The sequence below is a fragment of the Halomonas sp. EF61 genome (assembly GCF_040147045.1).
Classification (GTDB): domain Bacteria; phylum Pseudomonadota; class Gammaproteobacteria; order Pseudomonadales; family Halomonadaceae; genus Halomonas; species Halomonas litopenaei.
This window is the reverse complement of the sequence record NZ_JAMSHM010000001.1, coordinates 1,829,912-1,850,749: the sequence shown is the minus strand read 5'-3', so window position 1 is coordinate 1,850,749 and position 20,838 is coordinate 1,829,912. Positions and strand designations below refer to the sequence as shown.

The window sequence follows — 20,838 nt, the reverse complement described above, 5'->3', positions numbered from 1 at the left end:
AGATCACGTGCAACTCGGTGCCAAGTCGCTACAATAGGCGCCTTGGCAACCCCGGGCGAGACGATTCATGGCCGTATTCACTCCGCTTGACGACGCACAGGTCGCAGGCTTTCTAAGCCGTTTTGACGTCGGCGAACTGACGAAGCTGCAGGGCGTGCCCGCGGGCACCGAGAACAGCACCTTCTTTGTCACCACCGACCGTCGCGAACTGGTGCTGACGCTGTTCGAGCAGGGAGAGCACGAAGAGCTGCCGTTCTTCGTCGAGCTGCTCGACTTCCTCGACGAGCACCGAATCCCGGTGGCCGGGCCGATTCACGACCGTGACGGTATCGCCCTGCACGAGCTGGCGGGTCGGCCGGCGCTGCTGTTTCCGCGCCTGCCGGGCGCCCATCCCAGCGCGCCCGACGTGACCCAGTGCCGAGCGCTGGGGCAGGCGCTCGGCGAGATGCATCGTGTCTCCCGCCACTTCGGTGGACACCGTCCCAATCCTCGCGATATTCACTGGCTGTCGGCCATGCACCACAAGGTGCTGGTCTACCTCTCGCCCGAGGACCAGGCGCTGATGCAGGACGAGGTCGACGCCTATCAGGCCGCGCTGGAAAGCGCCGAGCCGCTGCCCCAGGGCGCCCTGCACGGCGACCTGTTTCGCGACAACACGCTGTTCGACGGCGAGCGCCTGGGTGGCATCATCGACTTCTACAACGGCTGCACCGGCGACCTGCTGTTCGACCTGGCCATCGTCATCAATGACTGGGCCACCGACGCCGACGGTCGCCTGGTAGCCGAGCGCCACGACGCTCTGCTCGAGGCCTACCTGGCCGAACGCCCGCTGACCGCCACCGAGCGCGAACTGTGGCCGCTGATGCTGCGCCTGACCGCCCTGCGCTACTGGCTGTCTCGCCTGCTGGTAGTCTACGTGGACCCACCGGCCCACGACCTGACCCCCCACGATCCCGAACAGTTCCGACGCATCCTGCTTGCGCGCCTGGAACATGGAGCCCTGCCCTTGCCAGACATCGAGGCCCGCCCGTGAGCCACAAGCCCGACGCCGACTCCGCCGTGCAACGCGCCCGCCGCACCTGGAACATCGACCAGTGGGGTAGCGGCTACTTTGACGTGGACGAGGACGGACAGGCACTGGTCCGCCCGCTAGGCGAGGTCGAACCCGGCCCCAGCCTGTCGCTGCGTGGCCTGGTCGACCAGATCCGCCAGGCCGGCCTGCGCCTGCCGGTGCTGATCCGCTTCACCGATATCCTGCACGACCGGGTCGAGCAGCTGTGCGCGGCCTTCGACCAGGCCATGGGCGAGGAAAACTTCGAGAGCGGGTACACCGCGGTGTACCCGATCAAGGTCAACCAGCAGCGCCGAGTGGTGGAAGAGATCCTCGCCACCAACGAGCGCGGGCGCGACCGGGTCGGCCTGGAGGCCGGCAGCAAGCCGGAACTGCTGGCGGTGCTGGCCCTGTCCGGCGACGGCCCCTCGCTGATCGTGTGCAACGGCTACAAGGATCGCGAGTACATTCGCCTGGCGCTGATGGGCGAGAAGCTCGGTCATCGGGTCTATCTGGTGGTGGAGAAGCTCTCCGAGCTGCCGATGATCCTCGAGGAGGCCGAACGCCTGGGGGTGACCCCGCGCATCGGTCTGCGTGCCCGACTGTCCTCGGTGGGCCGCGGCAAGTGGCAGGACACCGGCGGAGAGAAGTCCAAGTTCGGCCTGACCGCCGGCCAGATCCTGACCGTGGTCGAGCGCCTGACCGAAGCCGGGCGACTCGACAGCCTGCAGCTGGTGCACTTCCACCTGGGCTCCCAGATCGCCAACATCGGTGATATCCAGCGTGGCCTGCGCGAGTGCGCGCGCTTCTACCAGTACCTGCGCCAACTGGGCGCGCCTGTGGACACCGTGGACGTGGGCGGTGGACTTGGGGTCGACTACGAGGGCACCCACTCGCGCAACTTCTGCTCGATCAACTACTCGATGCTCGAGTACGCCCGTAACGTGGTCTACGCCTTCAATCAGGTGTGTGCCGCCGAAGGGCTACCGCAGCCGCATCTGATCAGTGAATCCGGCCGTGCCCTGACCGCCCACCACGCGGTGCTGATCACCAACGTGATCGGCGAGGAAAGCGTGGACACCGCGCCGCCGAGCGAACGCAAGAGCGATGACCCCGAGGTCGAGGCGCTGTGGCGCACCCTGGACTTTCTCAAGCGCGAGCCGGAACCGCGTGGGCTGGTGGAGGCCTGGCACGACCTGATCCAGGACATGGGCGACCTGCACGACCGCTTCGTGCTGGGAGCCGCCGATCTGGCCGCCCGCGCCGAGGGCGAGAGCGTCTACTTCGCCGCCTGCGCCGCCCTGAGGTCACAGCTCGACCCACGCAACCGCGCCCACCGCGAGATCCTCGACGAGCTGGCCGAGAAACTCGCCGACAAGCTGTTCGTCAACTTCTCGCTGTTTCAGTCGATGCCCGACGTCTGGGGCATCAAGCAGATCTTCCCGGTGCTGCCGCTGTCCGGGCTCGACCGTCGCCCAAGCCGCCGTGGAGTGATTCAGGACATCACCTGCGATAGCGATGGGCGCATCGACAGCTACGTCGACGGCCAGGGCGTCGAAACCACCCTGCCGCTGCCGGAGTGGCGCGAAGACGACGAGCGCCTGCTCGGGTTCTTCATGGTCGGCGCCTACCAGGAGATCCTCGGCGACCTGCACAACCTGTTCGGCGACACCGACGCCGTCGATGCCTCGCTGGATCGCGATGGCGGCTGGCGCCTGACCAACCTGCAGTGGGGTGACCGGGTCTCCGACGTGCTCGGCTACGTCAACTTCAACGCCGACGTGCTGCGCGAACGGCTCCGGGTCCAGCTCACCCGCAGCAACCTCGACCCACGCGAACAGCGCCACTTCCTCGATGATCTGTCAGAAGGGCTCGACGGCTACACCTACCTGGAGTGAGCCGATCCGCACGCCCCACTCCGTGTGAGCCTTCGCCCGGCGATGCCTACAGGTATCGCCGGGCGCCTGCTATTGGGGACTTCAGCTCTTGCGCCTGGCCCACGCTCGTGGCGAGATATGCATCAAGCCAGACACATCTTGACCACAGGAGGACAGCGCCATCGCATCCCCGGCCCCCTACCCCCAAGACTCACAGCCCCGAGACTCACAGCCCAGCATTCCCCCCACCATGATGGCGGTAGTCACCACCGGCAACGGTGGCTACGACAAGCTCAGCTATCAACAAGTCCCGACCCCGACGCCGGGTCCCGGAGAGGTGCTGCTGCGGGTGCTCGCCGCCGGCGTCAACAACACCGAGATCAATACCCGGCTCGGCTGGTACTCCGCCAGCGTCAAGAGCGACACCCGGGCATCGGCGGACGCCTTCGATAACAGCGCCGAGAACGCCGCCGACGCCGAGGATGGTGGCTGGAATGGCGCCACTCCCTTTCCGCTGATCCAGGGCACCGACTGCTGTGGCGAGGTAGTGGCCCTGGGTGCGCCGGGAGAGGAAGGTGCCAACGCCTCGGCCACGGCTGACCTGCTGGGTAGGCGGGTACTGGTACGCGCCTGCATGCGCACCAGGGGCTTCGATCACTGGGACTCGGTGTGGATGGCCTCTGACTTCGACGGAGCCTTCGCCCAGTTCGTCAAGGTGCCCGCAAGCGAGATATTCCCGGTGGACTGCGACTGGAGCGATGAGGAACTCGCCACCATCCCCTGCGCCTACGGCACCGCAGAGAACATGCTGCACCGCGCTGGTGTCAGCGCCGGTGATCGGGTGCTGGTCACCGGTGCCTCGGGAGGTGTCGGCTCGGCGGTGGTGCAGTTGGCCAAGCGCCGGGGCGCCCACGTCACGGCGGTGGCGGGCAGCGCCAAGCACGAGGCGATCCGCGCCCTCGGCGCCGACCGCCTGCTCGACCGCGACGATGACCTGCTGGCCAGCCTCGGCGAGTCGAGCATCGACGTCGCGGTGGACAACGTCGCCGGCAAGGGCTTTGGCGGGGTGCTGGAGGTGCTCGACCGCGGCGGCCGCTACGTCTCCTCCGGCGCCATCGCAGGGCCGGTGGTGGAACTCGACATGCGCAAGCTGTACCTCAAGGACGTGCGCCTGATCGGCTCCACCGCCTGGGACGAGCCGATCTTTCCGGACCTGATCGGCTACATCGAGCGCGGCGAGATTCGTCCCCTGCTGGCCAGGACCTTCCCGCTTGCGCAGATCGTCGAGGCCCAGCAGGCCTTTCTCGAGAAGCAGCACGTGGGCAACTTCGTGCTGCTGCCGCCGCCGCTGGACTGACGCCGAAGGCGTCGGGACTGCGGGTTAGCCAAGCGTTAACCGAGCACGCGGGTCTCGAGGGCGTGGCGCTGGCCGCTGGGCAGTGTCAGTTCGAAAGCCAGGCTCGCGCCCTTCTCCAGCTTGCCGACACCGGCCGGGGTGCCGGTCAGCACCACGTCACCCGGGGCCAGGGTGAAGTGCTGGCTCATCTCGGACAGCAGCGCCGGGATCGCGAACAGCATGTCTCGGGCCACGCCGTGCTGGCGACGTTCACCGTTCATGTCGAGGCTGAACTCGATGGCCGACCAGTCGAGCGGCGCCTCGATGGGCACGAAACGCGACAGCGGGCAGGCGCCATCGAAGGCCTTGGCGATCTCCCACGGATGCCCCTTCTTCTTCAGCGCCGACTGGACATCACGCAACGTCAGGTCCAGCGCAAGCCCGACCCCGACCACTGCCGCCTCGGCCTGCTCGGGCGTGGCCTCACGCAGGGTCTCGCCGATCAACAGCGCAAGCTCGGTCTCGAAGTGTACGTCGGAGCGCTCGAAGGGACCGCCGATCGGCTCTTCCAGGGGCACCACACTGGTCGCCGGCTTGATGAACAGCAAGGGTGCGTCGGGTACCGGGTTGTCGAGCTCCTTGGCGTGCTCGGCGTAGTTGCGTCCAACACAGACCACCTTGCCAAGTGGTTGGGAGAAGGCGTCACCGTCGACAAAGCTCGGGACGAGAGACATGGCAGGCTCCTGAAGGCATGAAGAAGGATAGGAAACGACACGGCCCAGCGAACGGGGTCGCGTGGCATGCAAAAAAGGCGCGCCCAAGGCGCGCCTTTCGAGTCTATCCCAGCCATCGCGCTCATCGCGAGCGGTGGCGACCGTCGCTTCAGGGATTGAAATCGCTGCCAGGCTCGTGGGCCAGGAAATCCGGGCGACGGCGGTTGGCCGCAAACGGCTCGACGCAGCGGTTGTCGACGCGGTTGTAGACGAAGAAGGCATTGCTGCGCGGATCCGGCGACATGTTGGCGTTGGAGCCATGCAACGTGTTGCAGTCGAACAGCAACAGCCCACCAGCGCTGCCCTTGGGCGCCTCGATACCGTTGCGATCGATCAGCTGGCGCAGGGCTTCCTGACTCGGCACCCCGATCTCCTGCTTCTGCAGCGACTTCTCGTGGTTGTTGTCCGGCGTCTCGCCAATGCAAGGCACGAACACCCGATGGGAGCCGGGAATCAGCATCAGCGGACCGTTGAACTCGTGGTTGTCGGTCAGCACGATGGAGGCACTCACCGCGTGCATGTCGGGCATGCCGTCCTCGGCGTGCCAGGTCTCGAAGTCCGAGTGCCAGTTGAAGCCCTTGCCCTCGAAGCCCGGCTTGTAGTTGATGCGCGACTGGTGGACGTAGCTCTCGCCGCCGAGAATCTGGCGAGCGCGGCCGACCAGACGTTCATCATTGGCCAGGTGGGCGAACACCCGGGACAGATAGTGCACGGCGAACAGCGAGCGGATCTCCTTGCCGCTCGGCTCGACGATGCTGTAGTCCTTGCCCCGATAGGCGTCGTTGTCGAGCAATGCCTTGAGCTCTTCGCGCAGGCGTGCGAGCTCTTCGCCACCGAGGAAGTCGGGCTCAAACAGAAAGCCCTTCTGCTCGAACTCGTCGAGCTGCTGCTGGCTCAGCGGCCCCTGGTCGGCGCTGCCCTTGACCACCGGGCCCTGGCGGTCGACCCACAGGCTGTCCATCGGTTCAGGCAATCGCGTCGGGTAGCGGGTGGCGCGAGCCTGGCCGCTGTCGAGCCCGGCGAAACGTTGCCAGTCGAAACGCTGCTGGTCTTGTGGGTCCAGGTTGCTGCGATGCTTGGTTTGCGGATTGGACGATGTCTGCACTTCCATCCGATCACCCTCCCTTGGTATTGATCAGCTTTCAGATTCGAACACGTACCCGCGGCGCTACATACCTGTACACCAGCGACTTACCTTTACACCAGCGACGGCCCAGAAATGCTGCGCCACACAGGCGTCACTGACCGTCAAAGGCCATATCACCGACTGCATCAAGGGCAGCATTCAAGGCCACATCACAGGGTGCATCTAAGGCTGCATCCCAAGGTGCATCTAAGGCTGACCTCAAGGCTGCATTCAAGGCTGAATTCAAGGTATAGCGCCGCCCTGAAGGAGAAGGCTATCTCCCCGAGCCCAAGCTACAAAAGCCGCCTCTTGAATTCAACCCTTGCACAACTTGCGTCCAACTTTCAGCGATGCGTCACTCCTGCTACCTCGCCGGGGACAGGCTGTGTCTCGGTGAAGTAGCGCCAGGCGCCGGAGCCTGGCAGCGATGTTGGTGCCAGGTAGAGCGGTGCAGCGTCGCGATCCTGGGGGCAACCGGCGAAGGCGCTACCCGGCAGCAGCAGCCAGTCGTGGCGATTCTGATGGCCGAGGTCGGACCCTTGGCCAAGCTCGCCGCAGTCGATGTCTTCCAGATCCTTGTCCACCACCAGCATCCAGCGCCGCGATGGTGCCTCGGCGAGCCAGGCCATGGCGGCAGGAAGCTCTTGCTCGATGGGCGTCATGTCGCCGAAGTGAACGCTTGGCGTGCGCGAATGCAGCAGGATCTCCTCATCGAAGTTCAACAGCGCGATCTCACCGGCCGGCCCCACCAGCTCCGCCACCCTGGCCATCATGTCCCGGGGCGAGCGCTCCGGGTCCATCCAGACGTAGCCTTGGGTACTCCACCACCCCCACAGGCACCACAGGAACAGGGTCACGGCGACCAGGCCTCGGCGCGGCCTCAACACAAGCGCCAGGCACAGAGCCAGGCCCCCCAGCGCCAGCCACTCCCACCAGGGAGTGATCCCGTAGCGATGGGCCAGACGCTCCAACGGCGCGACATCGCAGAGCCCTAGAAGGCCCGCCAATCCCAGCAGCCCGCCAAGCAGGATGACGGCTCCAAAGCCCGCGCGATTGAGGCCGATCCGCCTGGCAAGCGCCGGCAGCAGTGGCGCCAGCGCCAGCACCATCAGCGGCAGGGTCGGCAGCATATAGACGCCGCGTTTACCCGGTGACAGCGAGAAGAAGACCACGATCAACACCACGGCGCTTACAGGCAGCAGCGTACGCGCATCACCGCGGCGAATGCGTCGCCACCAGTTGGGAAAGGCCCAGGGGAAGGTCAGCACCAGCGGCATCCAGGCCCAGGGCAGCACCTGGGCGATGTAGTAGTACCAGGGGCGCAGGTGAGCCCAGGCGTCGGCGTAGCGCTCACCGGTCTGCTTGAACAGAATATTGTCACGATAGGCCGCCAGGCTCGGGTCGTCGCTCAGGCTGGTGATCAGGATCATCGGCAACCCCCAGGCCAGCACCACCGCGAGCAGGCACCCCAGTCCCTCGAGAAGGTCGCGAAGGCGGAGCGACGTCAGCCGGCCAGCCCCCCTGTTACCGCTGACACCGCCGCGCCCCAACCACCACCAGGCGGGCAGCAGCGCCAGCGGCAGAAAGCCCACCCCCTTGGTCAGGATGCCGGCCCCCATGGCCGCAAAGCCCGCCCGCCACCACCAGCGAGAGGGCCCCAGCAGGGCATGGCGTAACAGTCCGTAGGCGCCCAGGGTGGTAAAGAAGGTCAACAGCATGTCGATCTGGGCGGTCTTGGCCTGCAACACAAACTGCAGGGTCGCCAGGGTGGCAATGCCCGCCAGCAGACCAATGCGCGGGCCGTATAAACGCCGACTCAGATCCACGATCAGCGCCAGGGTGCCGAGCCCGGCCAGCAGCGACGGCAGCAGAAAGCCGATTCGCATCGAGCCGGTCAGCCAGATGCCCAGGGCGCTTGCCCACATGAAGATCGGCGGCTTGTCAGCGTAGAGTTCACCGCCGCGATGGGGGATCCAGAAATCTCCGGTCACCAGCATCTCGATGGCATTCAAGGCGAAACGGGGCTCATCGGCGGGCCAAGGATCGCGCCAGCCGAGACCGAGTGCCAGCAGCAGGACGGCGAAGGCGCAGAAGGCCAGCCAACCGGCCCAGGACAGGCGAAGAGGCATTCTCAAGGGGGGCATGACGCTATCCTCCGGCACGTGACGACGTCGATTCGATGGAAGACGGCGCCGGTTCGCCCGGCCGCTGCGAGGATCTGCCGATGGTATTGTTGCGCAGCAACATCACATTGCGCAGATAGATAAAGAGCCCGGCCCCCTGCCCAAGAATAAACACCGGGTCTCGGCGATGGATGGCATAGACCAGCAGGGTCACACCCCCGGCCAGGCTGAGAAACCAGAAGGCCACCGGCACCACGCTGCGTTTCGCCCTCTCACTGGCGATCCACTGCACGACAAAGCGCGCCGAAAACAGCGCCTGACCGAGAAAACCTACCACCAGCCACCAGGACAGCGTCATTGCGACGACCCTGCGGCGGCCTGGTTCAGGGTAACGCTGCTGCTTGAGGCCGTACTGCCAAAGACGACACGGGGCAGGACAACATCGAGACCGTCAGGCATCGGCTGCTGCCTACCAGTTTTGTTGACGGTGGTGTCCGTCGCAAAGGCCAGCTCCCCATGCCCCAGCGTCGTCCCGACCCGAGGCGGGTCGAGCGCATCATCGATACCACGACAGTCCACCGGCAGTCGCGAGCGACGTTGCAGCCAGCGCACTCCGATCAGGTCGGTGATGCCGACCCACAGGCGGTTGCTCAGGCCGTAGTGAGAGCGCCCGGCCCTGCGAGGCCGGTGTTTGACGGGGTGGGACAGACAACGCCCGCCCTGAGCGGCGACAAGGGCAGGTAAAAAACGATGCATATGATCGAAGTACGGTAGCGAAAGAAACGCCTGCCGGCGGATCACCTTGAGACCACAGCCGCTATCCGGCGAGCCATCGCCGAGCAGTCGTGCTCGAACCGCGTTGGCGACCCTAGAAGACAGCCGCTTGAGCGCGGAGTCCTGGCGTGTGACGCGATGACCGCCCACTAGGTCCACCCGCGCCGCCTTCGCGGCTTCCAGCAACGCAGGAATATCGGCGGGGTCGTTCTGGCCATCGCCGTCCAGGGTCGCCAGCCACTCGCCTCGGGCATGCCTCGCTGCCTGCCACAGGGCGGTGCTCTGACCCGCGCTATCGCGATGGCGAAGTGGCCTCAGCGTGTCCTGACGGTGGGCCCGCGTCACCAGCAGGGGCCAGGTATCATCGTCAGAGCCATCGTCTACCACGATGACCTCGTAGGCCTGTTGCGACAACGCTTGCTCGATCTCATCGAGCAGCGTGGGCAGGTTGGCGGCTTCGTTATGGGCAGGGATCACTACCGACAGGGTTACAGCGTGCATGGGATTCGCCTCGGACTGGGGAATACCGTCACCTTGCCCGGCGATACTTAAGCCACCCTTAATTCATAAATGCCGCCCTTGGTCACGACGTCACCGAGACGTCACCACGCTCACAGCGTCGCAGGAGCCTCCAGGCGAGACACCTTCATCGACCTCCTGTGCGAGACGACGTGCCACCGCATACCCGATGTCCGAAAACCGTGCCACCTGAGGTACCCTGAAGGCACCACTGCATCGAGGTAGCCATGTTGCGTTTCCAGCAAGAGGACCCTGCCGCCCCCGCCATGGCGGCGATGATCCGCGCCCACCGCCGCGGACTGAAGAAACTGGCGCCCACCTCGCCGCCAGAAAGCCGGCATGCCCTGACCCTGGATGAACTGAAGGCGCCGGAGGTGACCCTGTGGGGGCTGTGGGATGATGACGATCTGGTCGGCTGCGTCGCCCTGAAGGAAGTCAGCCACGACCACGGCGAGATCAAGTCCATGCGCACGGCACCAAGCCACCTTCGCCGGGGTCTGGCCTCCTTGATGCTCGACAAGGTCATCGAGGAGGCCAGAATGCGGAGCTATCGCCGGCTGAGCCTGGAGACCGGCTCACAGCCGGGCTTCGCTCCGGCTCGCCAGTTCTACACGCGTCATGGCTTTACCCCCTGTGCGCCCTTCGCCGGCTATGTCGAGGATCCCAACAGCGTCTACATGACCTTGGCCGTCTTCGATGACGACCGGGATGACGACCGGGATGACGGCCTGGATGGCGACCTGAAGGAGGCCAGCCGATGAGCGCAAGTGATGACGCCAGCCCCGACAACAGCGCCACACAGTTGCCCCTCGACAGTGCCGACACCCGCGACCTGTCCTGCGCCGAAGCGGTAACCTTCGACAGCGGCGATACTCGCTGTCGCGGCTGGTGGTTCGAAGGTGCCGACGATGGTGCGGTGGTGGTCATGGCCCACGGTCTTGGCGGAACGGTGGCAGGCGGCCTTGTCGGCTACGCCCAGGCCCTGCATCACGCCGGCCACAGCGTGCTGGTCTTCGACTATCGTCACTTCGGCCGCTCCGACGGCGAGCCTCGCCAGCTACTCGGTATCAAGCGCCAGCAACAGGACTACACGGCCGCCATCGACTACGCCCGGGACCGGGCACCGGCCCTCCCGCTGGTGCTTTGGGGTACGTCATTCTCGTCGGCCCATGTCATCACTCTGGCGGCTCGTCGCGACGATGTCGCTGCGGTCATCGCCATGAATCCGATGCTCGACGGTCGGGCCTCGTCGCTGCTCAAGCTCAAGGACGCAGGACCTGGTACTTTCCTGCGCATGACCGGGGTAGGACTCGCCGACCTAGCCAGGGGCTGCCTCGGCCGAGGGCCCCGGTACCTGCCACTGGCCGGCGAGCCGGGAACCCTGGCCGCGCTCTCCGCCCCGGACGCCCTGACGGGGATCCTGTCGTTTGTCGATGACGACTTCGACAATCGTATTGCGCCACGCGCCCTGCTGGCGCTCGGGCTCTACCGTCCGGTCACCCGGGCCCGCCAGGTTCACTGTCCGGTGCTGCTGCAACTTTGCCTGCGTGACAGCGTCGCGCCGATCGCCCCCGGCTACCGGCTGGCGGAAGCACTGGGATCACAGGCCACACTCAAGACCTACGACACCGGCCACTTCGAGATCTACGAGGGCGACTGGCGGGCGGCCTTCGCCGACGACCAGCGGAAATTTCTCGCCCAGGCGCTGGCGCCGGCGCCAGCGCCCACGGCCCACGCCACCGAGTCGCCTCAGCACACTCCAGACGAGACCGACCCGCCGCCCGCCCGGTAGCCTGGCTATACTGGCGACGACACCTGACTGGCCACGCCCGAGGGCATGCGAATGCGCCACTACCCCTGCCAACGCTGTGACAACCGCCTGTTCTTCGACAATACCCTCTGCCTGGTATGCCACTCCGAACTTGGCTGGTGCCCGGGTTGCCATGCCCTGGTGACGGTCGATCTTCAGCCCGATGGTCGCTACCGCTGCGTCGACGACACCTGCGCTACGCTGCTGGTCAAGTGCCACAACTATTCCGTGGAAGGGGTCTGCAACCGCATGATCACCAGCGAGGAGGCCGACCGTGGCATGACGCTGTGTGACTGCTGTCGCCACAACCAGGCCATCCCCGACCTGTCGGTGCCCGGCCATCGTGAACGCTGGGCCAAGCTCGAGAGTGCCAAGCGCCGGCTTTTCTACACCCTCGACCTGCTGGGGCTGCCCCACGAGGTAGATGGCCGCCGCGCCAACCCGCCGCTGGCCTTCGCCTTCCTCGCCGACGAAGTGGCGGCGGAAGGCGACTGGCACTCCAGCGACGAGGGCATGCCGGTGTTCACCGGTCACGCCGGCGGACTGATCACCATCAACGTCAAGGAAGCCGACGACGTCGAGCGCGAGCGCCTGCGCAACGACTTCAACGAGGCCCACCGCACCCTGATCGGCCACTTCCGCCACGAGATCGGACACTATTACTGGGAGTTGTTGATCAAGGGGCGCGACGAGTCGGCCTACATCGAGGTATTCGGTGACCACAACAACCCCAGCTACAGCGAAGCCCTCGATCGCCACTATCAGCAGGGACCACCGAATGACTGGCGCGGCCGCTTCGTGTCGGCCTACGCCACCATGCACCCCTGGGAGGACTTCGCCGAAACCTTCGGCTTCTACCTGGACATGGTCGCCATCCTCGATACCGCCGGACACTTCGGCATCACCCCCACCGGCTTCGACGAGGACCTCGAAGCGATGTTGACCACCTTTCGCCGCCTGAGCCTCGGCTTCAACGAGATGAATCGCGAGATGGGACTGCTCGACCTGGTGCCGGAGGTGATCACCCCGACCATCGCCTGCAAGCTTTGCTATATCCACGACATGGTGCTGGCGGCGCGACGACAGCAGTGAACCGCCCGTCGCCCCACCTAGGCGCTGTCCGAAAAGTCGACGAGCGAAGGTTAGACAAGGCAAAAATCGGTGAGAAAGCGTAGTTTACGGGGTGTAAATGAGCATTTTGATCCGATTTTTAACGCCGTATTACCGAGCGCAGGCACTTTTCAGACAAGCCCTAGCACCACCATGCGGCCCTCTTTCCAGGAGGGGCCGCAATGCTTGGCAATATCCGGCTTGTCGATATCCGGTTTGGCAAGATCCGCCTTGGCTAGATTCGGCTTGGCTGGATTCAGCAGTGGCTCAGGGCAGGCGGGCCATGGGATACCTGGCCCGCCTGGCTTCACGCCTGGTCGCTGGCCGCCAGTAGCTCGCCATCGCCCAGGTCATCGAGGGTCGGGAAGTAGGTGCGGGCGATCGCCGTATGCAGCTCGGCAAAGCCCTGTTGCAGCACGTCGATAAAGTCGTGCAGGGCCTCGGGGGAGCGCACCAGGGCACGGACGTCGGCCTCGGCCACATCGGCCAGCACCAGCGTCGCCGAGGCCAGGGCGCGCTCATGTCGCGGCAGCGAGCGCAGCGCCCGGATGCTGTCCTTGAGACTGCGCGACACCGAACGCGGGAACAGGGAGTCCTGCACCAGGAAACGCAGCACGTCGGTGGCCCTGACCCGACAGCGCACGTGCTGTCGATACATCTGGTAGGCCGTCAACGACTTGAGCACACTCATCCACTGCAGGTGCTCGAACGGACGAATCTCGTCGCTGTCACGCTGCAGCAGGTTGGCCGAGCGCACATCGATGATGCGGGTGATCATGTCGGCCCGTTCGAGCTGGCGCCCGAGCATCATGAAGGTCCGTGACCCACCGTAGCTGAGGGTGCCCTCGATCAACCCGATCAACGTCTGACAGCCACGAATCACCAGCTTCAGGAAGCGCTCGCGACGACCCGGGCCGAGGCCCGCATCGGCGTGGGCACCGGCAGTCATGTAAAGCTGATTGATCTCTTCCCATACCTCCCGCGGTACCACGTCCCGAGTAGTACGCAGGTTCTCGCGGGCCTGGGCAAGGGCGGACAGGATCGAGCCGGAGTAGCGTCGGTCGGCACACAGGAACTGCACCACGTTGCGATCGTTGGGCTCGTCGTAGAGGGTCTCGAACACCTCGGCGCCCCCGGTGATATCGACCATCGCCGCCCATCCCAGCGGTTGGCGGTAGGGCATGTCGAGCATCAGGTGACTGGAAACGTTGATCAGCCGGGCGGTATCTTCGGCACGCTCGATGTAGCGGGCCATCCAGTACAGGTTTTCGGCGACTCTGGAAAGCATCAGCATGGTCTCAGTCCTCCCCCGTCTCGACGATCCAGGTGTCCTTGCTGCCGCCCCCTTGGGACGAGTTGACCACCAGCGAGCCCTTGACCAGGGCCACACGGGTCAAGCCACCGGTGGTGACGTAGGCGCCGTCCTGGCCCGACAGGATGAACGGGCGCAGGTCGACGTGGCGCGGCTCGGGCCTGCCATCGAACAGCGTGGGGGTGGTGGACAGGTTCAGCATGGGCTGGGCCATGTAGTTGCGCGGGTCCTCCTGGATCAGCCTGGCGAAGGCATCACGCTCGGCCTGGGAGGCCTGAGGCCCCATCAGCATGCCGTAGCCGCCGGACTCGTTGGCGGGCTTTACCACCAGTTCATGCAGGTGCTCCAGCACATAGCGGCGGTCTTCCTCGAGCATGCACAGGTAGCTCGGCACATTGGGCAGCAGCGCCTCCTGATCCAGGTAGTACTTGATCAGTTTCGGCACGAAGGCGTAGACCACCTTGTCATCGGCGACACCGGCCCCCGGGGCGTTGGCCAGCGCCACCTTGCCGCTGCGCCAGGCCCGCATCAATCCGGGTACGCCCAGTACCGAGTCCTTGCGAAACGCCTCCGGGTCGAGGAAGGCGTCGTCGACGCGGCGGTAGATCACGTCCACACGGGTCAGCCCCTGGACGGTGCGCATGTAGACCACGTCGTCGTCATCGACCAGCAGATCCGGCCCCTCGACCAGCTGCACGCCCATCTGCTGGGCCAGGTAGGCGTGCTCGTAGTAGGCCGAGTTGTAGATACCCGGGGTCAGCACCACCACCTGGGGATCGTCCCAATGGCGTGGCGACATGCCCGCCAGCATGTCGTAAAGCTGGGGCACATAGTCGTCGACCGGATGAATCTTGCCCGAGGCGAACAGCTCCGGCAGCACGCGCTTGGTCACGTTGCGATTCTCGAGCATGTAGGACACCCCGGACGGTATCCGCAGGTTGTCCTCCAGCACGTAGACGGTGCCGTCGCCACCACGCACCAGATCGGAGCCGCAGATATGCGCCCAGACCCCGTGGGGTGGATCGATCCCTACACACTGGGGGCGAAAGTTGACGGATTGCTCGAGTACCGCCGCCGGCAGCACGCCATCCTTGACGACCTTCTGGTCGTGGTACAGGTCGTCGATGAACAGGTTGAGCGCCTCGACCCGCTGCTTGAGGCCTGCCTCGGTGCGTCGCCACTCGTCGGCGGGGATGATGCGAGGCACGATGTCGAAAGGCCAGGCGCGGTCGATCATGCTGCCCTCGGAATACACCGTGAAGGTGATCCCCATGGTGCGAATGGCGATCTCTGCTGCGTTCTTGCGCTCTTCCAGCTCGTCAGGGGCAAAGCCCGCGAGCACGTTACACAGCATCTTGGCCGCCTCCCGCGGCATCCCGGGCGTCGCCACCAGTTCGTCATAGAACCCTGCGCAGTCGTACTGCTGCCAATCCACATGGCTCATCGGCACACCCTCGATTGTTTTCGGCATCCGGCGACCCGACAACGACGATGGCACCCCCGCCTTCGACCGTACCGGGTCCCTCCTTGCTGTATAGCAAGCTCTGTACCAGGCCGCCGAGAATAGGACACAGCGCCGCACCTTCTCGCCGGACCGACGGGCGCAATTGAGCAGTTTGGACAAAAAGCGACCACTTGCTCCTGCCGAAAGTGCGCCACGAGCCAGCAAGAAGGGGCAGCGAGCACCGATCTGGTGCAATCCGGGCGGCACCTGGCGAGCGTGAGCGGCAGCTATCATCAGCCCTTGCGACGCCGGTCGAAAACCCCTGTTGCTGACAACGTCCACCTTTCGAGCTTGAGAGACAGGCAGGAGTCGGGTACATCTTGTCGCCACGGTTCGGGGGGGATATCGTCACCTTCTGCAACATTCGCCTACACCCAGGAGCCTCCTCGCTTCCCATGCCTGCCTCTTCTCGTTCCGCCCTCCCTGGCTCGTGCGCACCGCTGTCCTGCCCTGCTCAAGACAGCGGCGCCAGGCGGTGCCGTGTGGCCAGCCTTGGCAGGGGTGTCACGGCGGGATCCGGCAGATGATCTATCGACTTCGCCACACCACGCGCTACCACTACAGCGAGATCGTGACATTGAGCGAGAACGAGGCCTGCCTGATGCCCCGTGAAATGGCCTACCAGCAGGTTGCCTGGGCGCAATTGTCGATCTCGCCGGGCGAGTCGCTACGCCAGAGCCGACAGGACGCCTTCGGCAACCATATCGCGCTGTTCGCGGTCGACACCCCCCATACCCAGCTCGAGGTCACGCTGGAGGCGCAGGTCATGACCTCGCCTCGCGCCACACCGCCGCAGGCCCTCATGGGCTGGGAGCGGTGTCGAGAGCTGTTGGCAGACCGCCACCAGCCAGGTTTCCGCGAAGCACAGCCGTTTCTTGAAAACTCCGCCTATATCGAGCGCCGCCCGCTGCTCGCCGCCTGGGCAGAAGACTGTTTTCCCGCTGGTGGCGATCTGGTGGACTGCGTGGAACGCTTGAACCGTCGCATCTATGAGGAATTCCGCTACGACAGCGAGTTCAGCGACCTGGAGACGACACCGTCCCAGGTGCTCCAGCATCGCCGTGGGGTGTGTCAGGACTTCGCTCACCTGGCCATCGCCACCCTGCGCTCGGTGGGTCTGGCCGCGCGCTACGTCAGCGGCTACCTCGAGACGCTACCGCCTCCAGGACAGCCTCGACTGATGGGCGCCGACGCCTCCCACGCCTGGTTCTCCGTGCTGATACCCGGCTGGGGTTGGCTCGACTTCGACCCCACCAACGGTGTGCGCGCCGGCGAACGACACCTGTTGCTTGGCTGGGGCCGCGACTACGAGGACGTGGCGCCGCTCAAGGGCGTGGTGACCGGTGGTGGGCGCCAGCGCCTCGAGGTGGAAGTGGACGTTGTTCCCGCCGGGGAATTCGCGGCCACCGGACCGACCTCCGCCATCCCTGGCGATCACCCGGCAGCGCCGATAGCCGGCTGATTCGCTGTCCTTTATATTGCGCAGGCTCTGCCCGGCCTTGCCCTGCCCTGCCCACCGTCTTCTCAGGAGAGATTCCATGCAGGACCTGTTGATCTGGATTGCCACCGGCTTCGGCCTGGGCTATTCCCCCTGGGCGCCGGGGACGGTCGGCTCCCTGATCGGACTACCGGTCGCCTGGTGGCTGTTCCGGCTGCCGCTCGGCACGCGCCTGGCCGTTACCCTGACGCTCCTCGTGCTGGCCGTTCCCGTCTGCCACTTCGCTTCGATGTGGCTGGGCGGCGGCGACCTGCCCCAGATCGTGCTCGACGAATGGGTGGCCCTGCCCATCGCGGTGCTGGCCTTCTCGCGCTACCGACGACGCATCATCCTGCCGCTGGGCTATCTACTGTTTCGCCTGTTCGATATCTCCAAGCTGTCTCCGGTACGCGAGATCGAAGGTATTGGCGGGGGACTCGGCATCGTCGCCGACGACGCAATGGCGGCATTGTATGCAGCCCTCACCCTGATACTGCTGGTGCGCCTGACCCGCCGCTACTGGCAGCGAGATCCCGAGCAGTCCTCTTAAGCCAATAGCGGCCTGCCAATGCCGAGCGCTGCTTCCTAAATCCACAGCCCTGACACAAAAAAAACCGCCCTCGACGGGCGGCCAAACGGGACAGGGGTCTATCGAAACAGTGACCGGGGGAACTCGTGCCCGGCCTCTGGCGACCAGTGCAGCAGATGCTGCACTGGCGTCAGTCAATCAGCATCGGTTATTCAGGGATCAGCACGCTGTCCACCACGTGGATCACCCCATTGCTGGCCTTGATGTCGGACTCCACCACGGCGGCATTGCCTACGCTTGCCGAGCCTTCCTGGGCGTCGATGGCCATGTCGGTTCCCTGCAGGGTGGTCACCTCAGATGACTCCTCCAGTGACACTTCTCCTTCCACCATGTGGTAGGAAACGACCTCGACCAGACGTCGGTGGGAGGCCTTGTCGTCGCTCATCCACTCGTCGAGCTGTCCTGGCTGCAGGGTACCGAAGGCTTCGTTCGTTGGAGCAAAGAGCGTATAGGTTTCATCTCCCTGTAGCGGCTCGTCGAGGCCAGCCTTCTCGACAGCATCAAGCAATGTCGAGAAACGTCCGTCGGCCTGGGCGACTTCGAGCAGATTGCGTGAGGGATCCTGCTGTTGCTGCTGATCCGCTTCGGCCACCCCGCCAGCGAGCAGCGCTACGCCGAGCACGCAGCTCGGCAGGAACGACGTTGCGGCAGACATTGCTTTTTTCATGCTCTCGCCTCCTTGCGGTGATTGCTCCGAGATGTCGCGTCGCCACTGCGCGCCTCCCGGGAACCTCTCTGTCGGGGCTGCTCAACCAGGACGACGCAGTTCATGTACAAAAATTAGATCAAGAACAAGTAATGTACAAGAAAAAGTTTTACGACAGCTTTCGCCACTCTGATCATCAAAGCGTCATCTTTTGACGTCATGATATGGGCGCTGCTCGGAAAGACGGTAATGACGGCGAGATGCCGATACGCTTCCGGCGACAGAAAACCTATACAATACTTGCATATCAAGCCTGGCGATGAGAACCTTTCGTACCGTTGAGGCTCGGCCAGGAGGGCCATGCGCAGCCTCGCTTCCACAACGGAACGAACGACGGCACGTCATGCGCCAAGGAGGGCGACCCGTGTACTACCCGATTTCCTGTACCCGCTGTGGCCACGACCTGGCCAGCACACCGGGACCTGTAACGGCTCAGCCCAATGACTGGGAAGAGCTGAACTGCACCGAGTGCGGTGAGTTTCATGCCACCCTAGGCGCCTGGGAAGAACAGCAGACGCCCGACCGCCTACGCTTTCTCAACAAGTCTCGCAGCCTGATGATGGCCATGCGACGTGAGCACGATGCCTTGATCGAGCAGCAGCACACCAAGGGAGAGCGAGTCGCATGATCACCGTCGCCCTGGACCTGAGCTGCACCATCTGTGGCCACTCCCGCTTCACGCTGCCTGTTGGTCAAGACGACGGCGACAGCGTTCACTGCGCCAACTGCACCGCCTACAAGTGCAAGGCCATGGACCTGGAGCGCGCGCTGATGGCGACCCTGCCACCGTCCATGCCTGCAGTACCGGCTTCCTCTGGCGCCGCCCAGGCGGTACCCGCCTGAGCGATGGCTTGAGAGACAGCGTTTCTGCGCCCCGCTTTTCGCCGACGCGTCCTGGCGATTCACGCCGCCCCTTTCGGGGCGGCGTTTTTGATGGAAGGCAGCGCAGCCGCTTCTTTGCTTTCTTCCTTTCCTCCTTCCCCCCCTTGCCACCATGGCGGCGACCATCGAGACCGCTATCGAGGCAACTATCGAGGCCAGTGCGGGCCACGGCCCAGGTTTGGGGTATCATTCGCCCGCTAGCGAACGGCCGTCAGGCTTCAACCTCCCCTAGAAGAGGACCAGCCCTCCGCGGTTACGCCACGCTCGCCGGCACTCTCACGCCCCCTGGACACGTGGCTCATGACGAGCCGGAGACCCCATGCAAGAGACCGCCCTTACCGACCCTTCTCCCAAGGCAAACCGTTTTGCCCGCACCCGCGCACTGCCGACCATTGCTCTGTGCGCCCTGATCTACGCCTCGACCCTGGCCGTCGGCTACCACATCAACGCGGCGGTGTTGACGATCCTCAGCATGATCGTGCTGTGCCTGCTGCGGATCCCCGTGGCCATCGCCCTGATCAGCGCCGCCATGCTAGGCGCGCTGCACGCCGGGCTGTCGATGAACGACGCCATCGGCGCCTTCAATGACAACCTGCTGGTCGGCGCCCAGGTCGGCCTGACCTACGTGATGATCGGCGCCTTCGCCGTGGCGCTGTCACGCTCGGGCCTGCTCGAACTGCTGGCCGATGCTATCTCGGCGCGCCTTGGCAGCGACGAGCAAAGTACCCGCAAGAGCGTCAAGTGGACGCTGTTCGGCCTGTTCATCGTCGCCTCACTGATGTCGCAGAATCTGGTGCCGGTGCACATCGCCTTCATTCCGATCCTGCTGCCTCCGCTGCTTGTTGTGCTCGATCGCCTGCGAGTCGACCGCCGCGCCGTGGCCTGCATCCTGGCCTGCTCGATCAGCGCCAGCTACCTGCTGCTGCCCACCGGCTTCGGTGCCATCTTTCTCAACGAGATCCTGCTGGCCAACGTCAACAGCGTCGGCGCGGACTACGGGCTGACCGCCACCGCCGACATGGCCCCCAAGGCCATGGCACTACCGGTGCTGGGCCTGGTCGCGGGGCTGCTGGTGGCCGTTTTTATCAGCTATCGCCGCCCGCGCGACTACGTCACACCAAGCACCACTGCCACCGTCGCCACCAGGCCCGCCTCGCCGGCTCGCCTGAAGCCGCTGCAGCTGGTCATCACCTTGGGCGCCCTGGCGGTGGCCCTGGTCTTTCAGCTCAAGTTCGACTCGCTGTTGCTCGGAGCCATGGTCGGTTTTCTGATCCTGGGGGTGTCCGGTATCTTCCGCTGGCAGGAGCAGGATGACGTCTTCACCGACGGGCTGCGGATGATGGCGCAGATCGCGGTCATCATCACCGTCGCCTCCGGCTTCGCCGGCGTGCTGACCGCCACCGGAGAAATCGAGCCTCTGGTAGCGGCGTCGGCCGAACTGATCGGCGGCAACATGGCGCTGGGCGCAGCGGTGATGCTGGTGGTGGGACTGTTCATCACCATCGGCTTCGGTGACTCCTTCGCCAGCGTGCCGATCCTGGCACCCATCTACCTGCCACTGGCGCTGACCCTGGGCTTCGACCCGCTGGCGGCGATGGCCTTGCTGGGCGCCTCGGCGGCCCTGGGCGACGCTGGCTCCCCGGCCTCGACCATCACCCTGGGCGCCACCGCCGGGCTTAACGCCGATGGCCAACACGACCATATTCGCGACAGCGTCATCCCCACCTTCCTGCACTGCAACATCGGCATGCTGGTGTTCGCCTGGATCGCCGCCATGGTGCTGTAATGCGCAGCACCTGACACCAAGCCTCGCAGCAATGGCAAAGGCCACCCCTCGGGTGGCCTTTTGCACGGCACCAGGCCAAGCGC

The 20,838-nt window shown here is 65.0% G+C and carries 19 protein-coding genes; 11 read left to right on the top strand and 8 right to left on the bottom strand.

Annotated features, from left to right (window positions below):
- Positions 1-67: 67 nt before the first annotated feature.
- The 3 genes from NFI08_RS08190 to NFI08_RS08180 all read left to right on the top strand — a co-directional run bounded on the left by NFI08_RS08190 (position 68) and on the right by NFI08_RS08180 (position 4,285).
- Positions 68-1,033: a homoserine kinase gene (locus NFI08_RS08190; protein ID WP_045992627.1), complete on the top strand. Its 966-nt coding sequence runs from the start codon at positions 68-70 to the stop codon at positions 1,031-1,033.
- Positions 1,030-2,949 (top strand): biosynthetic arginine decarboxylase, encoded by a 1,920-nt coding sequence (speA, locus tag NFI08_RS08185; RefSeq protein ID WP_108448423.1) that lies wholly within the window; start codon positions 1,030-1,032, stop codon positions 2,947-2,949. The genes NFI08_RS08190 and speA overlap by 4 nt, the downstream gene beginning before the upstream one ends.
- A gap of 229 nt (positions 2,950-3,178) precedes the next feature.
- Positions 3,179-4,285 carry an alcohol dehydrogenase family protein gene (locus NFI08_RS08180; protein WP_349588522.1) on the top strand — a complete coding sequence of 369 codons (1,107 nt, stop codon included), beginning with the start codon at positions 3,179-3,181 and terminating at the stop codon, positions 4,283-4,285.
- A gap of 35 nt (positions 4,286-4,320) precedes the next feature.
- Here the strand turns inward: NFI08_RS08180 and NFI08_RS08175 are convergent, their stop codons facing one another.
- The 5 genes from NFI08_RS08175 to NFI08_RS08155 form a co-directional block, all read right to left on the bottom strand.
- A complete protein-coding gene (locus tag NFI08_RS08175; protein ID WP_045992624.1) occupies positions 4,321-4,998 on the bottom strand; it encodes a fumarylacetoacetate hydrolase family protein in 678 nt (225 codons plus the stop codon).
- 148 nt (positions 4,999-5,146) lie between these two features.
- The gene (thpD, locus tag NFI08_RS08170; RefSeq protein ID WP_348815217.1) at positions 5,147-6,148 is read right to left on the bottom strand and encodes an ectoine hydroxylase; all 1,002 of its coding nucleotides are present in this window, start codon (positions 6,146-6,148) and stop codon (positions 5,147-5,149) included.
- A 359-nt stretch (positions 6,149-6,507) separates the two neighbouring features.
- Entirely contained in the window at positions 6,508-8,307 is a 1,800-nt protein-coding gene (locus tag NFI08_RS08165) for an ArnT family glycosyltransferase (protein ID WP_222515761.1), read from the bottom strand.
- A 4-nt stretch (positions 8,308-8,311) separates the two neighbouring features.
- The gene (locus tag NFI08_RS08160; RefSeq protein WP_349588517.1) at positions 8,312-8,644 is read right to left on the bottom strand and encodes a lipid-A-disaccharide synthase N-terminal domain-containing protein; all 333 of its coding nucleotides are present in this window, start codon (positions 8,642-8,644) and stop codon (positions 8,312-8,314) included.
- Positions 8,641-9,561 (bottom strand): glycosyltransferase family 2 protein, encoded by a 921-nt coding sequence (locus tag NFI08_RS08155; RefSeq protein WP_108448419.1) that lies wholly within the window; start codon positions 9,559-9,561, stop codon positions 8,641-8,643. The genes NFI08_RS08160 and NFI08_RS08155 overlap by 4 nt, the downstream gene beginning before the upstream one ends.
- A gap of 245 nt (positions 9,562-9,806) precedes the next feature.
- Between NFI08_RS08155 and NFI08_RS08150 the strand changes: the two genes are divergently transcribed.
- From NFI08_RS08150 to NFI08_RS08140, 3 genes are read left to right on the top strand one after another with little or no spacing between them, the layout of a single operon-like run.
- Positions 9,807-10,340: a GNAT family N-acetyltransferase gene (locus tag NFI08_RS08150; protein WP_108448418.1), complete on the top strand. Its 534-nt coding sequence runs from the start codon at positions 9,807-9,809 to the stop codon at positions 10,338-10,340.
- Positions 10,337-11,371, top strand: a complete 1,035-nt coding sequence (locus tag NFI08_RS08145; protein WP_349588514.1) for an alpha/beta hydrolase — start codon at positions 10,337-10,339, stop codon at positions 11,369-11,371. The genes NFI08_RS08150 and NFI08_RS08145 overlap by 4 nt, the downstream gene beginning before the upstream one ends.
- A gap of 51 nt (positions 11,372-11,422) precedes the next feature.
- Positions 11,423-12,481: a zinc-binding metallopeptidase family protein gene (locus NFI08_RS08140; RefSeq protein WP_108448416.1), complete on the top strand. Its 1,059-nt coding sequence runs from the start codon at positions 11,423-11,425 to the stop codon at positions 12,479-12,481.
- Between the two features lie 325 nt (positions 12,482-12,806).
- On the opposite strand, the gene NFI08_RS08135 is transcribed toward NFI08_RS08140, so the two are convergent.
- Both NFI08_RS08135 and NFI08_RS08130 read right to left on the bottom strand, forming a co-directional pair.
- On the bottom strand, positions 12,807-13,793 hold the full coding sequence (locus NFI08_RS08135; RefSeq protein WP_349588511.1) for an alpha-E domain-containing protein: 987 nt from the start codon (positions 13,791-13,793) through the stop codon (positions 12,807-12,809).
- A gap of 4 nt (positions 13,794-13,797) precedes the next feature.
- On the bottom strand, positions 13,798-15,255 hold the full coding sequence (locus tag NFI08_RS08130; RefSeq protein ID WP_108448415.1) for a circularly permuted type 2 ATP-grasp protein: 1,458 nt from the start codon (positions 15,253-15,255) through the stop codon (positions 13,798-13,800).
- A gap of 583 nt (positions 15,256-15,838) precedes the next feature.
- Between NFI08_RS08130 and NFI08_RS08125 the strand changes: the two genes are divergently transcribed.
- Together NFI08_RS08125 and NFI08_RS08120 are read left to right on the top strand one after the other, a co-directional pair.
- Positions 15,839-16,777, top strand: coding sequence for a transglutaminase family protein (locus NFI08_RS08125; RefSeq protein WP_349588508.1), 939 nt, complete (start codon positions 15,839-15,841; stop codon positions 16,775-16,777).
- Between the two features lie 76 nt (positions 16,778-16,853).
- A complete protein-coding gene (locus tag NFI08_RS08120) occupies positions 16,854-17,342 on the top strand; it encodes a phosphatidylglycerophosphatase A family protein (RefSeq protein WP_108448413.1) in 489 nt (162 codons plus the stop codon).
- A gap of 187 nt (positions 17,343-17,529) precedes the next feature.
- Here the strand turns inward: NFI08_RS08120 and NFI08_RS08115 are convergent, their stop codons facing one another.
- Positions 17,530-18,048, bottom strand: coding sequence for a fasciclin domain-containing protein (locus NFI08_RS08115; protein ID WP_222568360.1), 519 nt, complete (start codon positions 18,046-18,048; stop codon positions 17,530-17,532).
- 403 nt (positions 18,049-18,451) lie between these two features.
- Here NFI08_RS08115 and NFI08_RS08110 point away from each other — a divergent pair, with 403 nt between their 5' ends.
- The 3 genes from NFI08_RS08110 to NFI08_RS08100 all read left to right on the top strand — a co-directional run bounded on the left by NFI08_RS08110 (position 18,452) and on the right by NFI08_RS08100 (position 20,755).
- Positions 18,452-18,715 (top strand): hypothetical protein, encoded by a 264-nt coding sequence (locus tag NFI08_RS08110; protein ID WP_045992616.1) that lies wholly within the window; start codon positions 18,452-18,454, stop codon positions 18,713-18,715.
- Positions 18,712-18,930 carry a hypothetical protein gene (locus NFI08_RS08105; protein WP_108131112.1) on the top strand — a complete coding sequence of 73 codons (219 nt, stop codon included), beginning with the start codon at positions 18,712-18,714 and terminating at the stop codon, positions 18,928-18,930. The genes NFI08_RS08110 and NFI08_RS08105 overlap by 4 nt, the downstream gene beginning before the upstream one ends.
- Positions 18,931-19,411: 481 nt before the next feature.
- Positions 19,412-20,755 (top strand): Na+/H+ antiporter family protein, encoded by a 1,344-nt coding sequence (locus NFI08_RS08100; protein WP_349588786.1) that lies wholly within the window; start codon positions 19,412-19,414, stop codon positions 20,753-20,755.
- Positions 20,756-20,838 lie beyond the last annotated feature (83 nt).